At 53.1% G+C, this 23,004-nt stretch carries 21 protein-coding genes; 6 read left to right on the forward strand and 15 right to left on the reverse strand.

Going from position 1 to position 23,004, the window contains the following annotated elements; all coding sequences use genetic code 11:
• Positions 1 to 3 precede the first annotated feature (3 nt).
• On the reverse strand, positions 4 to 642 hold the full coding sequence (locus tag KZZ10_RS11455) for a 3-oxoacid CoA-transferase subunit B (protein ID WP_259661665.1): 639 nt from the start codon (positions 640 to 642) through the stop codon (positions 4 to 6).
• The gene (locus KZZ10_RS11460) at positions 639 to 1,316 is read right to left on the reverse strand and encodes a 3-oxoacid CoA-transferase subunit A (RefSeq protein ID WP_259661666.1); all 678 of its coding nucleotides are present in this window, start codon (positions 1,314 to 1,316) and stop codon (positions 639 to 641) included. Before KZZ10_RS11460 ends, KZZ10_RS11455 begins: the two co-directional genes overlap by 4 nt.
• A gap of 162 nt (positions 1,317 to 1,478) precedes the next feature.
• On the opposite strand from KZZ10_RS11460, the gene mutS reads away from it, so the two are divergent.
• Both mutS and KZZ10_RS11470 read left to right on the forward strand, forming a co-directional pair.
• Positions 1,479 to 4,124, forward strand: coding sequence for a DNA mismatch repair protein MutS (gene mutS, locus KZZ10_RS11465; protein WP_446001718.1), 2,646 nt, complete (start codon positions 1,479 to 1,481; stop codon positions 4,122 to 4,124).
• Positions 4,125 to 4,134: 10 nt separating this feature from the next.
• Positions 4,135 to 5,325, forward strand: a complete 1,191-nt coding sequence (locus tag KZZ10_RS11470; RefSeq protein ID WP_259661667.1) for a cupin domain-containing protein — start codon at positions 4,135 to 4,137, stop codon at positions 5,323 to 5,325.
• 6 nt (positions 5,326 to 5,331) lie between these two features.
• Here the strand turns inward: KZZ10_RS11470 and ureG are convergent, their stop codons facing one another.
• Genes ureG through KZZ10_RS11505 form a run of 7 tightly spaced genes read right to left on the reverse strand, consistent with a single transcriptional unit; the run spans position 5,332 to position 10,599 of the window.
• Positions 5,332 to 5,949: an urease accessory protein UreG gene (ureG, locus tag KZZ10_RS11475; protein WP_259661668.1), complete on the reverse strand. Its 618-nt coding sequence runs from the start codon at positions 5,947 to 5,949 to the stop codon at positions 5,332 to 5,334.
• 17 nt (positions 5,950 to 5,966) lie between these two features.
• Complete coding sequence (locus KZZ10_RS11480) at positions 5,967 to 6,656, reverse strand: urease accessory protein UreF (RefSeq protein ID WP_259661669.1); 690 nt, start codon at positions 6,654 to 6,656, stop codon at positions 5,967 to 5,969.
• On the reverse strand, positions 6,628 to 7,212 hold the full coding sequence (locus tag KZZ10_RS11485; protein WP_259661670.1) for an urease accessory protein UreE: 585 nt from the start codon (positions 7,210 to 7,212) through the stop codon (positions 6,628 to 6,630). Before KZZ10_RS11485 ends, KZZ10_RS11480 begins: the two co-directional genes overlap by 29 nt.
• Positions 7,213 to 7,222: 10 nt before the next feature.
• Positions 7,223 to 8,935 (reverse strand): urease subunit alpha, encoded by a 1,713-nt coding sequence (gene ureC / locus KZZ10_RS11490; RefSeq protein WP_259661671.1) that lies wholly within the window; start codon positions 8,933 to 8,935, stop codon positions 7,223 to 7,225.
• A complete protein-coding gene (locus KZZ10_RS11495; RefSeq protein ID WP_259662201.1) occupies positions 8,932 to 9,243 on the reverse strand; it encodes an urease subunit beta in 312 nt (103 codons plus the stop codon). Before KZZ10_RS11495 ends, ureC begins: the two co-directional genes overlap by 4 nt.
• A gap of 24 nt (positions 9,244 to 9,267) precedes the next feature.
• Complete coding sequence (locus KZZ10_RS11500) at positions 9,268 to 9,570, reverse strand: urease subunit gamma (protein WP_259662202.1); 303 nt, start codon at positions 9,568 to 9,570, stop codon at positions 9,268 to 9,270.
• Between the two features lie 24 nt (positions 9,571 to 9,594).
• Positions 9,595 to 10,599, reverse strand: a complete 1,005-nt coding sequence (locus KZZ10_RS11505; protein ID WP_259661672.1) for an urease accessory protein UreD — start codon at positions 10,597 to 10,599, stop codon at positions 9,595 to 9,597.
• 42 nt (positions 10,600 to 10,641) lie between these two features.
• Between KZZ10_RS11505 and chrA the strand changes: the two genes are divergently transcribed.
• Positions 10,642 to 12,000, forward strand: coding sequence for a chromate efflux transporter (chrA, locus tag KZZ10_RS11510; protein WP_259661673.1), 1,359 nt, complete (start codon positions 10,642 to 10,644; stop codon positions 11,998 to 12,000).
• 6 nt (positions 12,001 to 12,006) lie between these two features.
• Here chrA and KZZ10_RS11515 read toward each other — a convergent pair whose 3' ends face one another.
• From KZZ10_RS11515 to KZZ10_RS11535, 5 genes are all read right to left on the reverse strand, one after another.
• Positions 12,007 to 12,993: an ABC transporter ATP-binding protein gene (locus tag KZZ10_RS11515; RefSeq protein WP_259661674.1), complete on the reverse strand. Its 987-nt coding sequence runs from the start codon at positions 12,991 to 12,993 to the stop codon at positions 12,007 to 12,009.
• A 19-nt stretch (positions 12,994 to 13,012) separates the two neighbouring features.
• The gene (locus KZZ10_RS11520; RefSeq protein WP_259661675.1) at positions 13,013 to 14,005 is read right to left on the reverse strand and encodes an ABC transporter ATP-binding protein; all 993 of its coding nucleotides are present in this window, start codon (positions 14,003 to 14,005) and stop codon (positions 13,013 to 13,015) included.
• Positions 14,006 to 14,018: 13 nt separating this feature from the next.
• Positions 14,019 to 14,909, reverse strand: a complete 891-nt coding sequence (locus tag KZZ10_RS11525; RefSeq protein ID WP_259661676.1) for an ABC transporter permease — start codon at positions 14,907 to 14,909, stop codon at positions 14,019 to 14,021.
• Complete coding sequence (locus KZZ10_RS11530; RefSeq protein WP_259661677.1) at positions 14,909 to 15,850, reverse strand: ABC transporter permease; 942 nt, start codon at positions 15,848 to 15,850, stop codon at positions 14,909 to 14,911. The genes KZZ10_RS11525 and KZZ10_RS11530 overlap by 1 nt, the downstream gene beginning before the upstream one ends.
• Before the next feature lie 99 nt (positions 15,851 to 15,949).
• On the reverse strand, positions 15,950 to 17,551 hold the full coding sequence (locus tag KZZ10_RS11535; RefSeq protein WP_259661678.1) for an ABC transporter substrate-binding protein: 1,602 nt from the start codon (positions 17,549 to 17,551) through the stop codon (positions 15,950 to 15,952).
• A gap of 203 nt (positions 17,552 to 17,754) precedes the next feature.
• On the opposite strand from KZZ10_RS11535, the gene KZZ10_RS11540 reads away from it, so the two are divergent.
• A complete protein-coding gene (locus tag KZZ10_RS11540) occupies positions 17,755 to 19,188 on the forward strand; it encodes an N-acyl-D-amino-acid deacylase family protein (protein WP_259661679.1) in 1,434 nt (477 codons plus the stop codon).
• Positions 19,189 to 19,199: 11 nt separating this feature from the next.
• On the opposite strand, the gene argE is transcribed toward KZZ10_RS11540, so the two are convergent.
• Positions 19,200 to 20,381: an acetylornithine deacetylase gene (gene argE / locus KZZ10_RS11545; RefSeq protein WP_259661680.1), complete on the reverse strand. Its 1,182-nt coding sequence runs from the start codon at positions 20,379 to 20,381 to the stop codon at positions 19,200 to 19,202.
• Positions 20,382 to 20,533: 152 nt separating this feature from the next.
• Between argE and KZZ10_RS11550 the strand changes: the two genes are divergently transcribed.
• Positions 20,534 to 21,763 carry a diaminopropionate ammonia-lyase gene (locus KZZ10_RS11550; protein WP_259661681.1) on the forward strand — a complete coding sequence of 410 codons (1,230 nt, stop codon included), beginning with the start codon at positions 20,534 to 20,536 and terminating at the stop codon, positions 21,761 to 21,763.
• A complete protein-coding gene (locus KZZ10_RS11555) occupies positions 21,760 to 22,995 on the forward strand; it encodes a Zn-dependent hydrolase (protein ID WP_259661682.1) in 1,236 nt (411 codons plus the stop codon). The genes KZZ10_RS11550 and KZZ10_RS11555 overlap by 4 nt, the downstream gene beginning before the upstream one ends.
• The last annotated feature ends 9 nt before the right edge of the window (positions 22,996 to 23,004 follow it).

The raw sequence follows: 23,004 nt of genomic DNA on the forward strand, positions 1-23,004 counted from the left end.
GCTTTAAAAAACGAGGTCTAGCCCAGTCATGCGCCGCAACTCGTCTTGACCTGCGCCAGAGACATCGTCAACCACACGCACAACGCCCCCCGGCTCAATCTGAAACACAGCGACATCTGTGTAGACACGCGATACGCAACGTAAACCTGTCAGCGGATAGGTGCACGTTTCAACAAGTTTGCTCTCACCCTCTTTGGTGAGCAGCTCCATCATCACAAAGACGTCTCGGGCACCGGCTGCCAAGTCCATCGCACCACCCACTGCAGGAATCGCACCTGGCTCGCCCGTTGACCAATTTGCTAAGTCGCCATTGCGTGCAACTTGAAAGGCACCAAGCACGCAGATATCAAGGTGGCCACCGCGCATCATTGCAAAAGAATCTGCATGATGAAAATAGCTTCCACCTGGCAGCAGGGTAACGGGTTGTTTGCCCGCATTGATCAAATCAAAATCCTCTTGTCCTGGGGCAGGAGCTGGCCCCATACCCAACACACCGTTTTCGCTTTGCAAGAAAATATCTTTATCTTTAGGAAGGTAGTTAGCGACCTTGGTTGGCAAGCCGATGCCCAAATTAACAATCGCTCCCTCTGGAATATCGCGTGCAACGCGCGCTGCAATCTCGTCTCGTGAAATGCGTTTCATTGTTTTGCTCCACCTGCAATTTTTACAACACGCTTGACGTAGACGCCAGGTGTCACGATAGCCTCTGGATCTAACTCCCCAAGCTCGACGATCTCATTGACCTGCGCGATCGTGAGCTTGGCGGCCGTGGCCATCACAGGACCAAAATTGCGAGCGGTCTTGTTGTAGATCAAGTTGCCCCAACGGTCTGCACGATGGGCTTTGATAATCGCCACATCTGCCTTGATGGGCGCTTCAAGAATGTAGTCATCCCCGTCAATATGACGCACTTCCTTGCCCTCGGCTAACTGTGTTCCCACCGCCGTACGCGTAAAGAAACCACCAATTCCTGCGCCACCCGCGCGAATACGTTCAGCAAGCGTGCCTTGCGGAACCAGCTCTAACTCCAGCTTCCCCGCACGGTAGAGTCCATCAAAAACATAAGAGTCTGCCTGCCGAGGAAACGAACAGACTACTTTACGCACCTGGCCCGCTGCTAAAAGCGCAGCGATACCCGTATCGCCAGCGCCCGCGTTATTACAGACAATGGTGAGTTCCCGAGCGCCTTGGGCGATGAGACCTTGGATGAGCTCATTGGGCTGACCCGCCCCACCAAAGCCCCCAATCAACACTACAGCCCCATCCTGAATGCCAGCCATCGCCGCCTCTAGGTCTGGAACGATCTTTGAAATCATGATTTTTTACCTTGTGACTAAATGTCGTGTCTGCGAATAATTGATGAGAGATTATAGAGAACTCCCTCAGGCTAAAAAGCAATCTCTGGACCCTCAAGCCAAACTAGGCCGCGTGCCTTACACTTGACATCTATTTGCTCGCATGCGCACGCCATACATTCCATGTCAGAACACGATCCTACGCCAGCCACCATCGAACATCACACTCCGATGATGCAACAGTATCTGCGCCTCAAAGCCGAGGCGGGGCCACTGTTGTTGCTATACCGCATGGGCGATTTCTATGAAATGTTCTATGAGGATGCGGAGCGCGGCGCACGCCTCTTGAATCTGACCCTCACACGCCGAGGCTCGTCAAATGGCGTTCCTATACCGATGGCCGGGGTGCCCTTTCATGCCGCGGAGCAGTATCTAGCGAAACTCGTCGCTGCAGGCGTGTCAGTCGCGATCTGCGAACAAATTGGCGACCCTGCAACAAGCAAGGGGCCCGTCGAGCGAAAGATTGTGCGGATCGTCACGCCAGGCACCTTAACTGACGAGGCACTACTTCCGGCAAAGGCAGATCGCTGTGTTGCGGCAGTCTTTGTCCCCACGAAATCAAATAAGTCTGGTCGCGCTGGACTCGCCTGGCTCAACCTTGCCAGCGGTGAATTCAAAATTTCAGAATGTGCCGCGGACGCGCTGGACTCTGAACTGCACCGCATTGAGCCTGCAGAAGTGATCTTTGCAGAGGATTCCCAGCCAAGCTTCACCTTATCGTGTGCCACGACGCGCGTGCCCTCTTGGCATTTTGAAGCGGAGCAAGCGCAAGCGCATCTGCTTAAGCACTTTAATACTCAATCGTTGTCTGGTTATGACATCGATGACTTGCCGATTGCGATTTGCGCCGCAGGGGCTTTATTGCGTTATGCAGGTCGCACACAAACACAGACCTTATCTCACATACAAAGCCTGAGTGCGGATCGAGCTAGTCAATACGTCCTCATGGATCCTGCGACACGCCGAAATCTGGAGTTAACACGCACCATCTCTGGCGAAGAAGCGCCAACCCTTCTATCCATCGTAGATGGTTGCTGCACACCGATGGGAAGCCGCTTACTCAGGAGGTGGATACACCACCCTCTACGCGACAATGCCCCAGTGCTTGCCCGTCAAACCGCGATTGCAGCGCTACTTGGCACCAATCAAAAACGCGGCGAACTGTTACATGCCGTTCCTGTTCTTCAAGCTCTGCGCACTGGATTGGATAGACTGCCCGATCTAGAGCGCATCGCGACGCGTATCGCCTTGCTGTCGGTGCGCCCCCGTGAACTGGCTAGCTTGCGCGATGCCTTGGGTGCCTTGCCTGAACTCCAAAAGCAGTTAGAGACTGCCTCGCGACAGTCTGAGCGCCTGAACGCTTTAGCAACCTATCTATGCCCACCGGAAGGGCTACACGCACTGCTCGCGCGGGCAATCGCTGAAGAACCCTCTGCACAAGTGCGTGACGGCGGTGTCATCGCCACAGGCATGGATGCTGAGCTCGACGAGTTGCGGTCAATTTCTAGCGACAATGGTACATACTTGCTCGAACTCGAAGCGAGAGAACGTGCTCGCACAGGGATTTCAACCCTGCGTGTCGAGTTCAATCGCGTGCATGGTTTTTTTATTGAAGTCTCGCGCGCGCAGTCGGACAAAGTCCCCGAAGACTACCGTCGTCGTCAGACATTAAAAAACGCTGAACGCTACATCACGCCTGAGCTAAAGATTTGGGAAGACAAAGTGCTTTCCGCACAAGACCGCTCTCTTGCACGCGAGAAATGGCTCTTTGATCAACTTTTAGAGCAACTACTCCCCAGCGTCAATGCTCTTGCAGGCTGTGCGAGCGCTTGCGCAGAACTCGATACACTGGTTGCTCTCGCGCATCACGCTCAATTACACGAGTGGGTGTCACCTCAACTACTCGAGCACGCAGGCATTGATATTGAATCGGGTCGTCATCCTGTTGTCGAACGATCTATTGAAAGATTTACTCCAAACAGCTGTGTCTTGAATGCACAACGTTCATTGCTTGTCATCACTGGCCCCAACATGGGTGGCAAGTCGACCTATATGCGACAAGTTGCCTTAATCGCACTCTTGGCACGCATTGGTAGTTTTGTTCCCGCACGCCGTGCGGCGATTGGCCCCTTAGACCGAATCTTTACTCGCATTGGTGCAGCAGATGACCTTGCGGGAGGTCGCTCGACCTTTATGATGGAGATGACTGAAGCCGCGGCAACCCTAGCCTCGAGTACATCTCAAAGCCTCGTCCTAATGGATGAAATTGGTCGTGGCACATCCACTTATGATGGTTTAGCTCTCGCCTGGTCGATTGCGCAACGACTCGTCACACACAATCGCGCACTCACACTATTCGCCACGCACTACTTCGAAATCACCCGCATGCCAGCTGAACAGACCAATACCGCGAACGTTCACTTGGCCGCAGCGGAATCGCCCACAGGTATCGTCTTTTTGCACGAAGTTAAAGATGGTCCAGCAAGTAGAAGCTACGGCATTCAGGTCGCACAACGTGCGGGGGTACCTGCTGCGGTCATTCGGCACGCGGCACGGGAACTAGAACGGCTTGAATCACAAGGTGCGCCTACTCCACAACTCGGACTCTTTGCCCAGCCGAACGAGCCTGCAGCGATGCTCGCCGAGGCGGCTCAAGATCAAGCCGCACAAGAGTTGTTGCGTCAGGCTCTGGCTGAATTGGATCCCGACACCTTAAGTCCCCGAGAAGCGCTTGATGCGCTGTATCAATTAAAAAATCTATTACCGTAGGTTCTTGGCCATGCATCCTGATAAGCCCCTCGACCTCTTAGGGGGTCTGACACCCTCCAAATTCATGCGTGAATATTGGCAACGTAAGCCCTTGCTGATCAGGCAGGCCTTCCCCAATTTTCGCCCTCCCTTGAGCACGGCGACTCTCAAAAAGATGAGTCGGCGTGACGATGTCGAATCTCGTCTGGTGTGGAAAGAAGAAAAGGTCTGGCAGATGGAACGCGGCCCTTTCGCTCGCTTACCTAAACCCAGCGAACCAAATTGGTCTTTGCTGGTGCAAAGCGTCGATATCCATGACGATGCAGCCTGTACGCTGATGAATCAATTTCGGTTTGTGCCGGACGCACGACTCGATGATTTGATGATTAGTCTCGCAACGATTGGCGGAGGCGTAGGTCCTCACTTTGACAGTTACGATGTATTTCTGTTGCAAGGCCAAGGCCGGCGTCGCTGGAGCTTCGGACAACAAAAAGACTTGACGCTCATTGATGGCTTATCGCTCAAGATCTTAAAAAAGTTCAAACCCGAAGAAACGTTTATTCTCGAACCAGGCGATATGCTCTATTTACCGCCTCAAGCCGCTCATGACGGCGTGGCGCTTGATAATGATTGCATGACAATTTCTATTGGGTTTAGAGCACCTGATGAAGCGGCGCTTGCGCGTGGCATGCTGGAGGCTGCTGCCGATCAAATCCTCACGCGCAGCGGCTTAGCCTCGGGCCCCTATGGCGAACCCGCACTCCCGGGCCCGTCTTTAGACAAGCTCTATCGCGATCCGTCACAACCGGCAGTCGCTCATCCCGCTGAAATCCCAACCCGCCTTCGCGATGCGGCAGTGCGTGCTGCCCGAAAAATTCGCTTTGATGAAACCCTTGCAACGCGTTTTCTAGGTTGCTGGCTCACCGAACCGAACCAAGCCGCCGTCTTTGATCACGACCCTAATTCAGAGGGATGGGATGACGATACACCCTACACCCACTGGGCCCTAGACCGCCGCACACGCATGCTCTATCGCGAGCAACAACTATTTATTAATGGCGAGCTTGCCAAAGTGCGCGCCGAGCCAGGGCTTCGCCTCTTAGCGGATACGAGAGAGCTCCCGGGGGATTATGCTGCCGCCAAACGGCTCTCCCCGCAAGCACGAGAGCAACTAGCCGATTGGCTTGACGACGGCTGGATCAAGCTCATCCGTAAGCCGTAAGCAACTTCACTCCGTTTTAAGGCATCCCGCTTTTTCGATAAAGCGGATGACCTCATCCAAGCCTTCGCCCGATTTGAGATTTGTCATCACCCAAGGGCGGTCAGCACGCATACGCGCCGTATCGTGTCGCATGACCTCCAGATTCGCTCCAACATAGGGCGCGAGATCCGTCTTATTAATTACGAGCAAGTCACTGCGCGTAATACCTGGGCCACCTTTGCGAGGGATTTTTTCACCGCCCGCGACGTCAATCACATAGATTGTTAGGTCAGACAGGTCTGGACTAAATGTAGCAGCGAGGTTATCCCCGCCCGACTCAATGAAAATCAAATCCAGATCAGGAAACCTCTTTTGCATGCGATCGATCGCTTCAAGGTTAATAGAAGCGTCCTCGCGAATTGCCGTATGCGGACAGCCTCCGGTTTCAACACCCATAATGCGATCTGCAGACAGGGCCTCGGCCGCAACCAAAAGTCGCTCATCTTCTTTGGTATAGATATCATTGGTGACCACCGCCAACTTGTACTGATCACGCATACGCTTGCACAAGACCTCTACAAGCGTCGTCTTGCCAGAACCAACTGGACCACCAATACCTACACGCAAGGGATTAGAACTTTGCATACATACTCCTTGTTCTCTTAGCTTCGAAATAAGCGGCTGTATTGTGTTTCGTGCCGAGCGCTCGTGATTGCCAACCCAAAAGCGGCAGAACCCGCTACCTCTGGCGCCGTGCCCTGTGCAACTCCGATTGCTGTCACGATATCGCCCTTTAAGCGATGCAATAAGGTCTGACCTTCTATTTGCCCGAGCGGTACGGATTTGACCGCTGCGAGCACCTGATTCTCAACCCAGCTCCATAGATAGGCAGATAATGCAAGATCCTGCGTCACACCAGACACAGCTGCAAGCGCAGCGTAGGCCGACGGATACACCCAGACAATCTCAGTGAGTGCCACTAAAGACTGGCCTTGCGGCCATTGTGCAAATAACTTTGCCATCGAATGACCCATTTGCACAGACTCGAGTCTAAATTCACCGGTCTCACGCAGCGCGTGCAAATGCTCGTTAATCTGAACGACGCGAACCCAGTCCTGATCAGCGGCAGCTTGATAACAAGCGAGCCACCAAGGTAGTTCTTGCCTAGCCAAATTTAGAACCAGACCATCCCGAATCCACACGTAGGCACTTTGCATGTCAGTGACCCAACGGTCTTCAATGGCTTGCTCCAAGCCCTGCGAGTACGCGAACCCACCCACAGGCAGCGCAGGGCTTGCCAGGTGCAGCGCCGCCAAAATGGCGTCAGCGTTTGTTGCGTGCGTGGGCTGCAATCGACAGCTCCTCACCCAGATTACCCATTGCCTGATCGTGCGCCTCGAGGCCGCACTCGTCCGGATGCGAATGATGGTGATGGCCTCCCCCACCCTGTCCACTCACATAAGCACCGCCTTCAGGGATAAAAGGCTCTTGCACCAACGTCACAGCCCCTCCAAGACCGCGCACCATCTCGGCGAGCACAGGATCAGGCTCAATCAGTACTGCATCAACTTTAAGCATCGCTCGCACATGACGGTTCGCGAGGTGATACACCAAACGCATTAACTCATACATACTAGTCGCTTGAATTTGCATGAGCTCCTGCACAGCTGCTTGCACGAGCACGCGTTCGCCCTGCTCTCCGCACAGTACGTCACCATGCTGCATCTGCTCACCGCGCGCCAAAATGACGGCGACCGCGCGACCATTGGGGAGCATTGCGGCTAGTCGCGAACGCTGCCTGTCCTCAAGAGAGAGTGATAAAACAGGCCAAGGCTGTGGCGATACTCCCGGCTCTTGGAGCACCGCCGGATCATCGGCAGAACGTTTAATGGTCAAGGTAATAGCCATTCACGTCCCCTCAGAACAAAAAGTAGCGCTGCGCCATGGGCAGCACCTTAGCGGGTGGGCAATCTAACAGAACTCCATCCGCATACACTTTATAGTTCTCTGGACTCACCGTGACTTTGGGTGTCGCATCGTTCAACTTCATATCTGATTTCTTTAGAGTCCGTATGCCTTGCACGGTGGCAATCTGTCGCCGTAAGCCAAGCTCGGCAGGCAGTCCTCTCTGGACCGCAACACCAGATAGGAAGGTGATGCAACTCGTTGCGATTGCGCTATGCGCAGCACCAAATTGCGGACGAAAATGAACGGGCTGCGGCGTAGGGATTGAAGCATTGGGATCCCCCATGGCTGCCATCGCAATCTGACCACCCTTGATGACTGTCGATGGCTTGACTCCAAAGAACGCTGGACGCCATAAAACTAAATCGGCCCACTTCCCGACTTCAATTGAACCAACCTCATGTGCCATGCCATGGGTAATCGCAGGGTTGATCGTATATTTCGCGATGTATCGCTTGATGCGTGCGTTATCGCTTGTCGACGGATCCGAGAATCCCGCTTCGCTTAACGAGCCACGCTGTTCGCGCATTTTGTGTGCGGTCTGCCAAGTGCGCATAATGACCTCACCCACACGCCCCATCGCTTGACTGTCAGACGAGATCATGGAAAAGGCACCGATATCATGCAGAATATCTTCAGCCGCAATGGTCTCGCGACGAATCCGACTTTCAGCAAATGCAATGTCCTCGGCGATAGACGCATCCAAATGGTGGCAAACCATCAACATATCTAAATGCTCATCCAAGGTATTGATTGTGAACGGCCGCGTTGGATTGGTGGAGGACGGCAAGACGTTACTTTCACCACAGACGCGGATGATATCCGGCGCATGCCCGCCGCCCGCACCCTCAGTATGGTATGTGTGAATCACACGACCTTTAATGGCATCAAGCGTCGCCTCGACAAAGCCTGACTCGTTTAAGGTATCTGTGTGAATCGCCACTTGTGTATCGGTTTCATCTGCAACCGTTAAACAATTATCGATTGCTGCGGGTGTACTGCCCCAATCCTCGTGCAGCTTCAAACCTACAGCACCCGCTTCAATTTGCTCATGCAAGGGGCCAGGAACAGAGACGTTACCTTTGCCTAGTAGACCAATGTTGATCGGGTAAGACTCCATCGCCTGCAACATACGTGCAAGGTGCCAGGGTCCAGGGGTCACGGTGGTAGCGAAGGTCCCCGTTGCGGGTCCCGTTCCACCACCAATCATAGTTGTCACTCCAGAGCTCAAGGCCTCTTCAATTTGTTGCGGGCAAATCAAATGAATATGGCTATCGATACCGCCCGCGGTCACAATCATGCCCTCTGCTGCAATCACCTCTGTTGCTGGTCCAACGACGATGGTGACGCCCGGCTGAATATCAGGGTTGCCGGCCTTACCAATACCTGAGATGCGTCCATTCTTGATACCAATGTCTGCTTTAACAATGCCCCAATAATCAATAATCAAGGCATTCGTGAGCACCGTATCCACACAGTCCTTACTCATGCGTTGTGACTGCCCCATTCCATCACGAATAACCTTGCCACCACCAAACTTCACTTCTTCACCGTAGACCGTATAGTCTTTTTCCACCATGGCAAAGAGCGCAGTATCCGCGAGTCGCACGCGATCCCCAGTGGTAGGGCCGAACATTTCTGCATACGCTTGTTTTGAAATCTTCATTTATCCAGAGCTCCCATCACAGCGCCTGTAAAACCATACACAATACGATCACCGGCCAATGCCACCAGCTCAACCTCGCGCTCCTGTCCAGGTTCAAAACGCACTGCAGTACCAGCTGGAATATTCAAACGGAACCCACGGGCAGCCTGCCGATCAAAACGCAAGGCCGCATTGGTCTCTGCGAAGTGGTAGTGCGAGCCAATCTGCACGGGACGATCGCCAGTATTCGCAACCGTAACTTTGCAAGTCGCACGCCCCACATTCATTTCGATATCCCCCTCTGCGACAAGCATCTGACCTGGGATCATTGGTGTTGTAGTCATCGCCTTTCCTTATTGAATCGGTTGATGAACGGTGACAAGCTTGGTCCCATCGGGGAACGTCGCCTCCACTTGTATGTCTGGAATCATCTCTGCAACCCCTTCCATGACGTCGGCACGCGTCAAAATGTGTCGACCGACGCTCATGAGTTCGGCGACGGTTTGCCCATCGCGCGCGCCCTCCATGATCGCAGCAGTGATCAAGGCGATTGCTTCAGGGACGTTTAGCTTCAGCCCCCGCGCACGCCGCCGCTCCGCGAGAAGTGCAGCAGTGAAAATCAGCAATTTGTCTTTTTCTCTTGGAGTTAAATCCATCATGACCTCTACACAACAATACGATTAAGTTGCCCACAAACGAGGAGCCACAGCCGGGCGCTCCAGAACAATCGGGCGCAGACTCATCCACGCCGCTTGTAATAACAATTTGATGTCCATTGCAGGAGCAAGAATACGACCTACAACGACTCTCTGATGCAATACGGTCCAGGCAACACCCTTTGCCTCTAGCCGCAACGTTTGCAAAGCCGCTTCGCCCCACTCCTTGTCGCCCGGCAAGACCGCCCAAATCGTCGCAAAAGCAAAGTGGCCACGCAGTCCGATAGGCGATGCAAACAAAGGATCACTCCCCTGCAGCACCATACGATCGAGCCAAACTAAATCACCGTCAACATCCAAGCGTAACGTCTGCTTAAAGTTCCCCTCCGCAAAAGTCTCGCCTGATGCCTGGCGTCCAAAAATCAAGTGATCCCAACCAATCGTGGCACCTTGTGCGGAAACACGAATGGCGATGTCGGAGACAACACGCGCACGATTAAAGACAATTGTTTCTTGAGGTAGCCATTCAAAATAACCATCTAGCGTCATGTCGATCTGTTGCGAGGCCACGGTGTCGGACTCGGCGCCATACCATTTTGCAGCAGAAGGTGTTGTGACCAAGCCGTGACTGCCGACCTCACAGGCGACCTGTACCTCGAGCTGATCTCCTGCCGCGATTCCGCCTGGCGGATGCACAATGATCGCGTGACAGGGTGACGCCCCCTCGGGATACAACGCCTTTTGAATCCGAAGCGGACCGAAATGCTTATGGTGCAGGCGTGTTTTACCCAGCTCGGACGTTGGAGCAATACTAAAGTCCAGCTCAAGTCGAGCTTGCCAGGAAGACCAAAACGCCGCTTCGCTCATCGACTCGGACGGTTTTGACCAACGCATTTGTTGGTAAAGGTGCATGTAGAAACCATAAGCAAGTATGATGCCCGAAAGCATACCCAAACGGGCAAACGGACGGCTACTTTCAATCGCCGCGAAATCTTTCATTACATACAAATTTGCACCAAATTGGCCCATGAATAGATCCAAAATGGTGCATTGATTTTGGACCGTACGCCAATGTCTAATCACAATGTAAAAAACTCACCCGATACACCACAACCAACATCAGTCGGCATCAGTCGGCGCGAAGCCTTCTGGTTTTGGTTCAAGCTCGGGTTTATAAGTTTTGGCGGCCCTGCAGGGCAAATTGCCATGATGCACACAGAGCTGGTGGACAAGCGACGTTGGATCTCCGATAAGCGCTTCCTGCATGCTCTGAATTTTTGTATGGTCCTGCCGGGACCAGAAGCTCAACAACTGGCGACCTATCTTGGGTGGCTCATGCATCGCACCTGGGGGGGGATCGTCGCCGGAACGCTCTTTATCCTTCCCTCGTTACTCTTGATTGTTTCATTATCTTGGGTCTATATGGCCTATGGTGACACCAAGATCGTCGCTGGCCTTTTTTATGGAATCAAACCCGCGGTCACCGTTTTAGTCATCCAGGCGAGCTACCGCATTGGCTCCCGCACGCTACACAACCCCTGGCTCTGGACGATTGCGGTTCTATCTTTCTTAGCGCTGTTTGTCTTTGACTTACCTTTTCCGTTGATCATTGCGGTTGCAGCACTGATCGGATGGTTAGGCGGCAAACGATCGCCCGAGAGCTTCTCTGTCGGCCACGCAAGCACAGCACATAAACAATCAACGACGACTGCAATCATCGACGATCACAGTCCACAACCTCCACACACACTGTTTAGCTATCGCAGGCTGTACATGATTCTGAGCGCTGCCGTTGTGCTCTGGTGCGTACCCATGCTTGCAATGATTATGCTTTGGGGCTGGCACCACACCATCACACAGATGGCTTGGTTCTTTACCAAGGCCGCGTTGCTGACGTTCGGAGGCGCCTATGCAGTGTTGCCCTACGTCTATCAGGCAGCTGTTGAGACCTTTGCTTGGCTTACTCCTACCCAAATGATTGATGGTTTGGCGCTCGGCGAAACCACCCCTGGCCCGCTCATCATGATCGTAGCCTTCGTAGGTTTTGTAGGCGCCTTTGCACAGAGCGCTCTAGGACCAGATCACGCGGTGTTGTCTGGCATCGTCGCCGCTTGCGTTGTGACCTGGTTTACGTTTCTGCCTTCATTTATTTTTATCTTGGCTGGCGGCCCTTTTATCGAGAGCACGCACGGAAAACTAGCGTTCACTGCTGCGCTCACGGGTGTCACCGCTGCCGTGGTGGGTGTGATTGCAAACCTTGCTCTGTTTTTTGCCATGCACGTAGGGTGGCCCGACGGCTGGGTAGGTGGCTTAGATCTCAAGGTCGCTGCTATCGCCGCAGTCGCAGCGGTAGCGATCTTTATTTATAAGAGAGGCGCCATCGAAACAATTATCGGCGCAGCGCTTTTAGGTTACTTCGTTGCCAACTAGACGCGTTTAATTCTCACGCAAGTGGCAAGCCACCATACGCCCCGAACCCAGCATCGTCTGCTTAGGCTCCTCAGTCTTGCAGCGAGCAAAGGCATCAGGACAGCGCGTGTGGAAGTGACAACCGCTCGGACGCTTTACCGGACTCGGCACATCACCCTGCAAAACAATCCGATTGGTCTTTTTTTGTGGATCAGGAACCGGCACCGCAGACAGCAAGGCAACCGTATAAGGATGCTGAGGATTGGAAAACAGTTCCTTCCGATCCGCGAGTTCGACGATTTTTCCAAGATACATCACGGCAACGCGGTGTGTCATGTGCTCAACGATCGCCAAGTCATGGCTAATAAAGAGCAGGGCTAAGCCAAGCTCTTTCTGAAGGTCTTGCAACAAGTTAACGATCTGCGCCTTCACCGAAACATCCAGTGCAGAGACCGCTTCATCGCAAATAATCAGATCGGGCTCTGCCGCCAAGGCACGCGCAATACAGATTCGTTGACGCTGCCCACCTGAAAACTCATGGGGCCAACGTGCGCCCGCATCTTTTGATAAACGCACTTTTTCCAACAGCTTGGCAACGCGCTCTTCGATCTCTTGTTCGGACTGACACAAGCCAAAATTACGGATTGGCTCCGCAATAATGTCATGCACGCGCATGCGAGGATTGAGACTTGAAAACGGATCTTGGAAAATAACCTGAATGCGTTTGCGCAATGGGCGCAACGCACCGGCGCTTAAGGAATCAATCCGAACGCCATCGAGCAGCACTTCGCCTGAGGTCAAGTCAAACAAGCGCAAAATAGAACGGCCAACCGTTGATTTCCCGCAGCCAGACTCGCCCACCAAAGCGAGGGTCTCGCCCTTGCGAATGGAAAATGACACCCCATCCACAGCATGCACGTTGCCCGTGACTTTGCCAAACAGCCCAGTCTTAATGGGGAAGAACTTTTGAAGCTTGCGAACTTCTAACAACGGCGCAGTAGAGGACATGGACATACTAGTAACCTGATTCGTATTAGTCATTGGCGAAGGCAATTTCACCTGCGAAGTGACAGGCGACCTGATGGCCGTTGTCGCGCATTTGCATAGCGGGGGCGATTTCGTGACAAGGTTCTTTCGCCAGTGGGCACCGTGACGCAAAAACACAACCCTTGATCTTTTGCTTCAAACTCGGAACCAATCCCGGGATTTCTTTCAAGCGTGTCGAGTGCCCATCAAGTGACGCACCTAGTTTGGGCACAGCGCCAAGCAGTCCCTGAGTATAAGGATGCAGCGGCTTAGCAAAGAGCTCTCCCACTGGGGCCTCTTCAACCTTCCGACCGGCATACATCACCATCACACGTTCGGCTACCTCTGCCACGACACCCAAATCGTGCGTGATCAGTACGATCGCAGCTCCAATTTTATTCTTCAGATCAGCCATCAGATCTAGAATCTGAGCTTGAATCGTAACGTCCAAGGCTGTCGTGGGTTCATCGGCAATCAATAGCTTAGGGTTGCAAGCTAGCGCCATTGCAATCATGACTCGCTGACGCATGCCGCCAGAAAGCTGATGCGGATATTCATTCAACCGACGCTGCCCTTCGGCGATACCAACCAAATCCATGAGTTCGGATGCACGAGCCATAGCCTGTTCTTGCGTGATGTCCTGATGCAAGCGCAGCGTTTCGCACAACTGACGCTTGATTGGAAGCACAGGATTCAAGCTGGTCATCGGCTCTTGGAAAATCATTGAAATCGCATCACCACGAATGGCGCGCATTTCTTTTTCCGACATTTTGAGCAGATCTTGACCCAAAAAACGAATGGAGCCAGCAATTTTGCCGGGAGGCTCGGGGATCAAACGCAGGATCGACATCGCCGTCACAGACTTGCCGCAACCGGACTCACCAACGATTGCCAGTGTCTCGCCCTCGTTGACAACAAAGCTCACGCCATCAACCGCTCGATTCACACCATCGGGGGTACGAAAGTGTGTCTGAAGATTTTCAACTTCTAATAAGGCCAAGAGATATCTCCAATCAACTTGTTTTCGACTTGCGGGGATCCAACACATCACGGAAGCCATCACCCATTAGGTTGACAGCCAAAACAGTGAGAGAGAGAAAAACCGCAGGGAAAAAGATGATGTAAGGCTTAATCTGGAACAAGGTACGGCCATCGGCCATGATGTTGCCCCACGAGGGGATAATCGGTGGCACACCGGCGCCGATAAACGACAAAATAGATTCCGTGATCATGGCCGACGCACAGATGTAGGTGGCTTGTACAGTCAGCGGTGCCAAGGTATTGGGCAGAATATGCCGCCAAATCAACATCGGCATACGACAACCGCACGAAATCGCTGCGTCCACATAGGCTTGCTCACGTAGGGACAGCACCACACCACGTACTAGCCGAGAAACCCGTGGGATTTCAGCGATGGTGATCGCGATGATCACGTTCTCTACACTCGCTCGAGTCAACGCCATCAGAGCAATCGCCAGCAAGATCGGAGGTATGGACATTAAGCCATCCATGATTCGCATGATTATTGAGTCTGCGCGACGGAAGGTTCCAGACACCAAACCAATACACAGACCGATGACTGAAGCGAGTAAGGCAACAGAAAAACCAATAATTAAGGAAACACGGGCTCCGTAAAGGACGCGTGAGTAAATATCACGGCCAAACGCATCGGTTCCGAACCAATATTCAGCGGAAGGCTCCAGATTTCTTTTGCGTGGAGCGAGTTCTGTCGGATCAACCGTTCCAAGCAAAGGGGCTGCGATCGCAATAAACAACATGATGAGCAGCAAGCCAGCACCAAAGGTGATGGTTGGATTATTCAACAAAAATCCAGTCCAACCTTTGCGTTGACGGCGAGGTTTTAAGAGATCCGGTAAAGCGGGGGCAGCAGCAAAACTAGTCATTAATAACGTATCCTCGGATCGACGATCGTATAGATCACATCAACACAAAGGTTGACCAACACATACACAAAACTGAAAACAACAACCAGTCCCTGAATCAGCGGATAGTCCCGGCGCACGATTGCATCAATCGTTAAACGCCCCAAGCCAGGAATCGCAAAGACACTCTCTGTCACGACCGCACCGCCGATAAGCAGAGCGATACCGATACCGATGACGGTCACGACTGGCACGGCTGCGTTTTTGAGCGCATGCAAAAACAAAATGCCCATCTGTCCCATCCCCTTTGCTTTCGCAGTGCGGATATAGTCTTGGGACAAGACCTCAAGCATTGTTGCGCGGGTAATGCGCGCAATAAGGGCGATATACACGAAGCCTAGGGCGATGGCTGGCAGCACAAGATGTTCGAACCAAACGCCAAAACCTTTCTTATAAGAAACGTATCCTTGCACCGGAAACCAATCTAATTCCAATGACAAGAAGAAGCTAAGCAGATAACCCACAACGAACACTGGAACTGAAAAACCGATCACTGAGATCGCCATAATTCCGCGATCAATCCAAGTTCCGGCCTTCCAAGCCGCCAAGACGCCTATTGGCACGGCAATGGTGACGGCAAGCGTCAATGTGAGCAACATTAAGGAAAGCGTCGGCTCTACCCGTTGTCCGATCAACTCAATCACCGGCATACCGGTGAACATTGAAGTACCCAAGTCACCTTGTAGTAAGTTGAAGAACCATTCAGAAAATCTGACGAGAAACGGTCTATCCAACCCTAAGCTGGCACGAATTTTCTCAACGTCGGCTGGGCTTGCCTGATCGCCAGCAATCACAGCAGCTGGATCGCCTGGTGCGATATAAAGCAAACTAAATACAAAAAAAGCCACGACCAGCATGACTGGAATGGTCGCAAGTACCCTTCCAAATATATAGCTAAACATATTGATTGTTTATCCGCGCTTCTAGATTGGATTCACTGCGGCGAATCAAATGGGTCGATACCTCCACAAGGTATCGACCCAAAACGACTCGGTCCTAACTTAGGCTTTCTTCACACCAGTGAACCATGGCAATGGTCCCGAGGTGATGCCGCTGAGGTTTTTACGCCAAGCTTGGTAGGAATAGAAGAAGCCTGTTGGGATATAAACAACCTCTTCCATCGCAGCCTTGTTGATATCCTCAAAGGACTTTTTCTCAGCTTCGAGTGTTGAGGCATCAAACCAAGCGTCCACGCCCTTTTCAACAGCAGGGACATTAGGCCAACCAAACCATGCCTTATCGCCGTTTGCACGCACGCCGACGTTACCTGCCAGCGTTGCTGCGTCAGCACCAGCGTGCCAGGTGTGGAACATGCCCCAACCGCCTTTGCCAGGCTCGTTCTTGGATGCACGACGTTGACCCACAGTGCCCCAATCGGTTGCAACGAAGTCGACGTTCATACCCAAACGCTTGAGCACGTCCGCTGTGATCTCGCCCATGCCTTTGGTGATCGCTTGGTCCTGTGCAACCAAGCATGTCACTGGTTGACCCTTGTAGCCCGACTCAGCCAACAACTTCTTGGCAGCTTCCATCTGCGGACCCTTCTTGAGCACCTCACCACCAGCCTCTGTGTACAAGGGGGTGTCGGGTGTAAAGAAGCTAGCTGACTTCTTCCAAAGCTTCGTATCCGATCCAACGATCGCGCGCATGTAGTCCTCTTGGCTAATTGCCATTTGAACAGCACGGCGTACCTTCACGTTGTCAAACGGAGGGTGAATGTGGTTGAGACGGAACGAGCCGATGTTACCAAGCGGATCAGCGATATCAACCTCAATATTGCGGTTACGACGCAGGAGAGGGATCAAGTCAGGCAGTGGAGTTTCCCACCAATCGATCTCACCGCTCTGTAGCGCAGCTGACGCTGTCGCGGGATCAGGCATGATGATCCATTCGATGCGATCGAAGTGAATGATCTTGCCGCCAGACATCCAGTTGGCAGGCTCACTGCGCGGCTTGTAATCAGCAAAACGCTCGAACACGGCCAGCGCACCGGGTTTCCATTCGTTGCGCGCAAAGCGCATTGGGCCGGAGCCGATGTATTCCTCGATCTGTTTGAAGGGATCAGTCTTTGCGATACGCTCCGGCATAATGAAGCAAATTGGTGTGCCCACTTTGCCTAGCGCAAACAACATTTTTGGATAGGGTTTAGAAAGAACCCACTTGAAAGTCGTATCGTTAACAGCAACGAGTTCCTTCTGAATCGCTTTGAGCATCAGGCCCATCGGATCGCGAGCGGACCAGCGCGTGATACTGGCCACACAGTCAACAGCGCGCACAGGCGAACCATCATGAAACTTCAGCCCTGGGCGAAGCTTGAAGGTCCAGGTCAGGCCATCGGCCGACATTTCTTCGCTTTCAACCATCTGCCGCTTTGGCTGCAGTTTGTTATCAATGCCGTATAACGTATCCCAAACCAACTGGGATGCATTACGCACAACGTACTGCGTGCCCCAAATTGGGTCAAAGTTAGCCAAGTTCGCCTGAGGCACGAACTTCAATACTTTGGTGGAACCTTGCGAAAACGCTGGGGCGCCAACAACACCTGTCGCTGCCACACCTAAGCCAGCCGCGCCTTTCAGTAAATCACGTCGATTGAGTTTCATGTATGACTCCAAATTAATTAAACCGTGCAATAGCTTGAAAGCAATAACCGTGCCACAAAAACTGATGGACCCACTCGAGGTTAACTTACACTGGGGCATACCCAGCTGCTGTGGCATTTGCCAACATTGCAATAAGAAAAACCGTGAAGAGACTGCGAGTTTGTACCATAATGGTGCAGTCTAAAACATACAAGTAATCCCTCATGAACTGTGATCTCCTCCTGAAGAACGGCGTAGTCATTGATGGTTCGGGTAAACCCCGATATCGTGCTGATGTGGCTATACAAGATGGCAAGATTGTCGCAATCGGATTGAATCTTGAAGTTCAAGCCAGCACAACGGTTGACGTTAATGGTGCCTCAATCGCCCCAGGCTTCATTGATGTGCATACACACGATGATCGCCTCGTGTTGGCCGATCCGTCGATGGAGCCAAAGATAAGCCAGGGCGCCACGACGGTGGTGACAGGCAACTGCGGTATTAGCCTCGCTCCACTCGGCCGAACAAATGCCATCCCGCCAATCAACTTGGTTGCCAATGACAACTCAAATCAACGTTTCAACACCTTCAAAGAGTATTTCGAAGCGCTAGAAAAGACACCCTCATCAATGAACGTCGCATCGCTGGCGGGACACACCACGATGCGCGCTGTCACGATGCAAGACTTAGACCGCCCAGCAAATGAAGCAGAAATTGCGCAAATGCAAAAGCTGGTGCAAGAGGCGCTTGACGCTGGCGTGGTCGGCGTATCGACTGGCTTGTATTACGCCCCCGCTCAGGCAGCGACCGCAAGTGAAGTTCAGGCAGTCTTTGAACCCCTACGCGGAACCAATGCCGTGATTGCCTCTCACATTCGCAATGAGGCCGAACAGGTGCTCGAAGCGATGACCGAGGCCATGTCGATTGCCAATGCACTAGGCGTGCGTCAGGTTATCTCGCATCACAAGGTCAATGGACGTGCCAACCACGGCCGCTCAACCGAAACGCTCGCGCTCGTTGATGAAGCACGCAGCCGCATGGATGTTTGCATGGACTGCTACCCCTATGTCGCTTCGTCGACCATCTTGCGCCAGGACAACGTGGAGCAAGCCTCCCGCACACTGATCGCTTGGTCAACACCGAAGCCAGAAACCGCTGGACGCTATGTAGACGAGTTGCTTAAGGAGCAAAATCTCGACTTGACCGAATTCTTGGCTTCACTGCAACCCGCAGGTGCGATTTACTTCTCGATGGACGAGGCTGATGTAGAGCGCATCATGGCGCACCCAGAAACCATGATTGGCTCGGACGGTCTGCCGCACGACACCTTTCCTCACCCGCGACTTTGGGGTGCCTTCCCGAGGGTGCTGGGGCACTATTCGCGGGATAGAAAAATATTTCCGCTTGAGACTGCTATATACAAAATGACGGGCATGCCCGCAGCTAAGTTTGGTTTGAAAAACCGTGGGCTGATTGCTCAGGGTTATGCGGCGGACCTCGTCGTGTTTGATCCCGAGCACGTGCGCGACTGCGCGACCTTTGCGGATCCCAAACGACCCGCAGCGGGCATCCAACGCGTATACGTTAACGGTGTCACAAGCTGGCGCAATGGTGCGGCGACCGGCGCGCGCGCCGGTCAGGTCATCCGGCGTAGCTAAGCAAGACAGACTTACTTCAGCAGCACTTCCTGGGTCATGCGATCGCGTAAGCGGTCCATGAAACCCAGGCATTGTTCCAGTTGGCTAATTTCGATATATTCGTTGGGCTTGTGCGCCACCGCGATATCGCCAGGTCCAACCACCACACAGGGGATACCTGCCTTATGCAGCCAGCCCGCGTCTGTCGCGAACGATACACGTCCCAACAGGTTGTTTTTAACGAGGGAAGTACCCAAGTAAGTGATGGGTGCGTCTTCGGGCGTTGCTAACGGCGCAGAATTCGAAATTGTCTCGAACGAAATATCTGCGTCGGCGGAAAACTTTCGCATCTCAACCTTAAGCATTTCAGCGTGCTCTTGAATCTGTTGAATCAAGGCATCCGAATTACCCTGCGGTAGGGTGCGGCAATCAAAAATAAACTCACAGTCTTTTGCAACAATGTTGGGCGCAGTACCGCCATGAATGACGCCCGTTTGCATCGTGCCATGTGCGATCTTGAACATGGGGTCAAACGGGCCGTCTTTTTGAATCTGCAACGCCATCGTGCGAATTTTTTCAATTAAGCGCGCTGCATATTCGATTGCACTGACCGCCTCTGGCGCCATCGAAGAGTGAGCCTCTAGACCACGGACTCGGCAACGCGTGACTCGCATCCCCTTATGCCCTGTCATCACCTGCATCCCGGTGGGCTCGCCCACAAAACAGCCAGCAGGATGAATTCCCGCCTCTGCCAAATCACGAATGAGTGTTTGAACGCCAATACAACCGACCTCTTCGTCGTAGGTTAAACCAATATTCAAAGGCTGCTTTAAATCGCTGTTGATGAACGCGGGCAGCATAGCCAGCGAAGCTGCGATGTAGCCCTTCATGTCGACTGCGCCGCGGCCATAAATCTTCCCGTCTGCGATGTGCGCTTTAAACGGATCGGTATTCCAAGCCTGACCATCGACAGGCACGACGTCTGTATGCCCACACAACACGATACCGCGCGCTTTTGGATCACCCACCGTTGCGAAGAGGTTCGCTTTGCGTTTCTCTGCGTCATAAGACAAGCGCACTGGTATGCCCAAGGCCTGCAAATGGTCGCGAACATACTCAATCAACCCGAGATTAGATTCCCGACTTGTGGTGTCAAAGCCGACAAGTGTTTGAAGTAGCTCGATGGTTTTCTGAACGGTCGGGGTATAGGTCATAAATCTGCTTTATTGAAGGTAAAGTATTTTTATACCACTGCCCGTCCTTGGATCACCACCCCTGTGGGTGCCGATTAGTCAAAAACAAAGCAGATCGTCTATTCTTTCGTATCGTTTTGATTTTAATTGCCTGTCTTTATATAGGGTTAGCCATGAATACCCAGATTTCGAAGGGAAATGGACTTGCGTTGTATCCCAACCCAATCGCCTGTAGACCACAAGACCAGTATGGTCAAGACAAGGAAGCGATTCTGCACAGGGCTGGCTTTGATTCAGCAGAGAAGGAAATATCAGGATGGCCGGGCTATCACGCAACAACTCTGCATACCCTCCCATTTCTCGCCCAGACACTCGGGATCGCAACGCTTCACTACAAAGATGAGAGCACGCGCTTCGGACTCAAAAGTTTCAAAGCACTGGGCGGCGCCTATGCCGTCTTTCGCCTGATACAAAAAGCAGTCGCCGCTCAACACAACGGCCACTTGCCCACACCAAAAGAAATTCTATCGGGCAAGTATGCTGACATCGTCTCTAAGATGACAGTCACCTGTGCAACAGACGGCAATCATGGGCGCTCCGTTGCTTGGGGCGCGCAGTTGTTTGGGTGCCGTTGCGTAATTTATATTCACGCCACCGTCAGCGAGGGGCGACGAGCAGCTATTGCGTTCTACGGCGCAGAGGTCATTCGCGTAAAAGGCAATTACGATGACTCTGTACACCACGCCGCCGCGCAAGCCGCTCAACACGGCTGGACCGTTGTTTCTGACACGACCTATGAGGGCTATCGCGACATTCCCATCGACGTGATGCATGGCTATGGCGTCATGTCACGCGAAGTGATCCGGCAACTGGACCACAACCCGCCCACCCATGTGTTGGTCCAAGCTGGAGTAGGAGCACTCGCTGCATCGGTGTGTGCTGCTTTCTGGCAAGAATGGGGCGCAACGCGTCCGACCTTTGTCATTATTGAGCCTGAGCGTGCAGATTGCTTTTTTCAAAGTGGCTTGGTGGGGAAACCGGTTGCCGTACTTGGTGATCTGGACACTGTGATGGCGGGCCTCGCCTGCGGAGAGGTCTCGCCCGTCGCCTGGGATATCCTGAAGCACGGCATTAACCACTACGCTACGTTATCGGATGCGCATGCACTTGAGGCCATGCGCGTCTTCGCCCAGCCGCGAGGTAATGATCCGAAAATCGTGTCGGGCGAAACTGGCAGTACCGGACTCGGGCTGCTGCTCGCAGCGCAAGGCAATGCACAAATCTGGAGCGCGCTTGGACTAAACGCTCAGTCGCGCGTCTTACTCATTGGTAGCGAAGGTGATACCGATCCGACAATCTATAAAGAAGTCGTCGGCCGCTCCGCTGAGGAGGTGCTTGCATGAACGCAGCACAACTGGCTATTAATGGTCCCCGGCTCATGCGACAACTCGAGCAGCTAGCCGAGATCGGACGCACTGAAACAAATGCCTGTTGCCGACTCGCGCTTACGGACGATGACAAGCTAGGTCGCGATCTCGTTGTCAGTTGGATGAAAGAGCTAGGCATGACGGTCACGATCGACCCCATTGGTAATATTTTTGGCACGCGTGCTGGCTCGCAACCAGACTTAGCGCCTGTCATGACAGGCTCTCACATCGACACCGTACGCACGGGTGGCGCGTATGACGGCAACTATGGCGTCCTCGCGGGCCTAGAGGTCGTCGCCACGCTTAACGAGGCAAAGCAACTAACGCAACGCTCACTTGTCGTTGGCGTTTTTACAAACGAAGAAGGTGCTCGCTTCGCTCCCGACATGCTGGGATCACTTGTGTATGTCGGGGGTATGCCGCTGGATGAAGCACTAGACCTCAAGGCGATTGACGGTCCGCGTTTAGGTGATGAGTTAGCGCGGATTGGCTACGACGGCAAAGCGGATCTAGGCGCACATAAACCTCACGCCTTTATTGAACTGCATATTGAACAAGGACCTATCCTAGACATAGAAGGTGTAAAAATTGGTGCCGTCGAAAACCTGCAAGGAATCTCGTGGCAGGAGCTGACGATCGTGGGCCAGTCTAACCACGCTGGCACAACGCCAATGTATTTACGTCACGACGCAGGTTATGTGGCGAGCGCGATTGCCACGTTCGTTCGTGATCTGACACGCAAGATGGGGGGACACCAAGTCGGCACGATCGGAAAAATAGACCTCATCCCTAACCTGATCAATGTGATTGCCGCGCGCGCCACGATAACTGTTGATCTGCGTAATACGGACGAAGGTTTGCTGAAACAAGCCGAACACGCTCTCGCTACCTATCTTAAGGAGCTCGAGCAATCCGAGGGCGTCACCATCACTGCGCGGCGTTTAGCTCGCTTTGAGCCCGTCTCTTTCGATACGGCACTAGCCGATCGCATCGCACACCACGCACAAGCGCTAGGTCTTAGCCAACAGCGCATGACCTCAGGCGCTGGGCACGATGCACAAATGCTTGCTCGCATCTGCCCAACCTCGATGATCTTTGTGCCGAGCGTGGGCGGCATTAGCCATAACCCGGCAGAGTACACCGCTCAGGAAGATCTCATCGCCGGTGCCAATGTATTGTTGGCATCGTTGACCGAACTCGCAAACTAGGAAACATTG

Origin of the sequence: Zwartia hollandica (assembly GCF_019923725.1) — a bacterium.
GTDB classification, from domain to species: Bacteria; Pseudomonadota; Gammaproteobacteria; order Burkholderiales; family Burkholderiaceae_B; genus Zwartia; species Zwartia hollandica.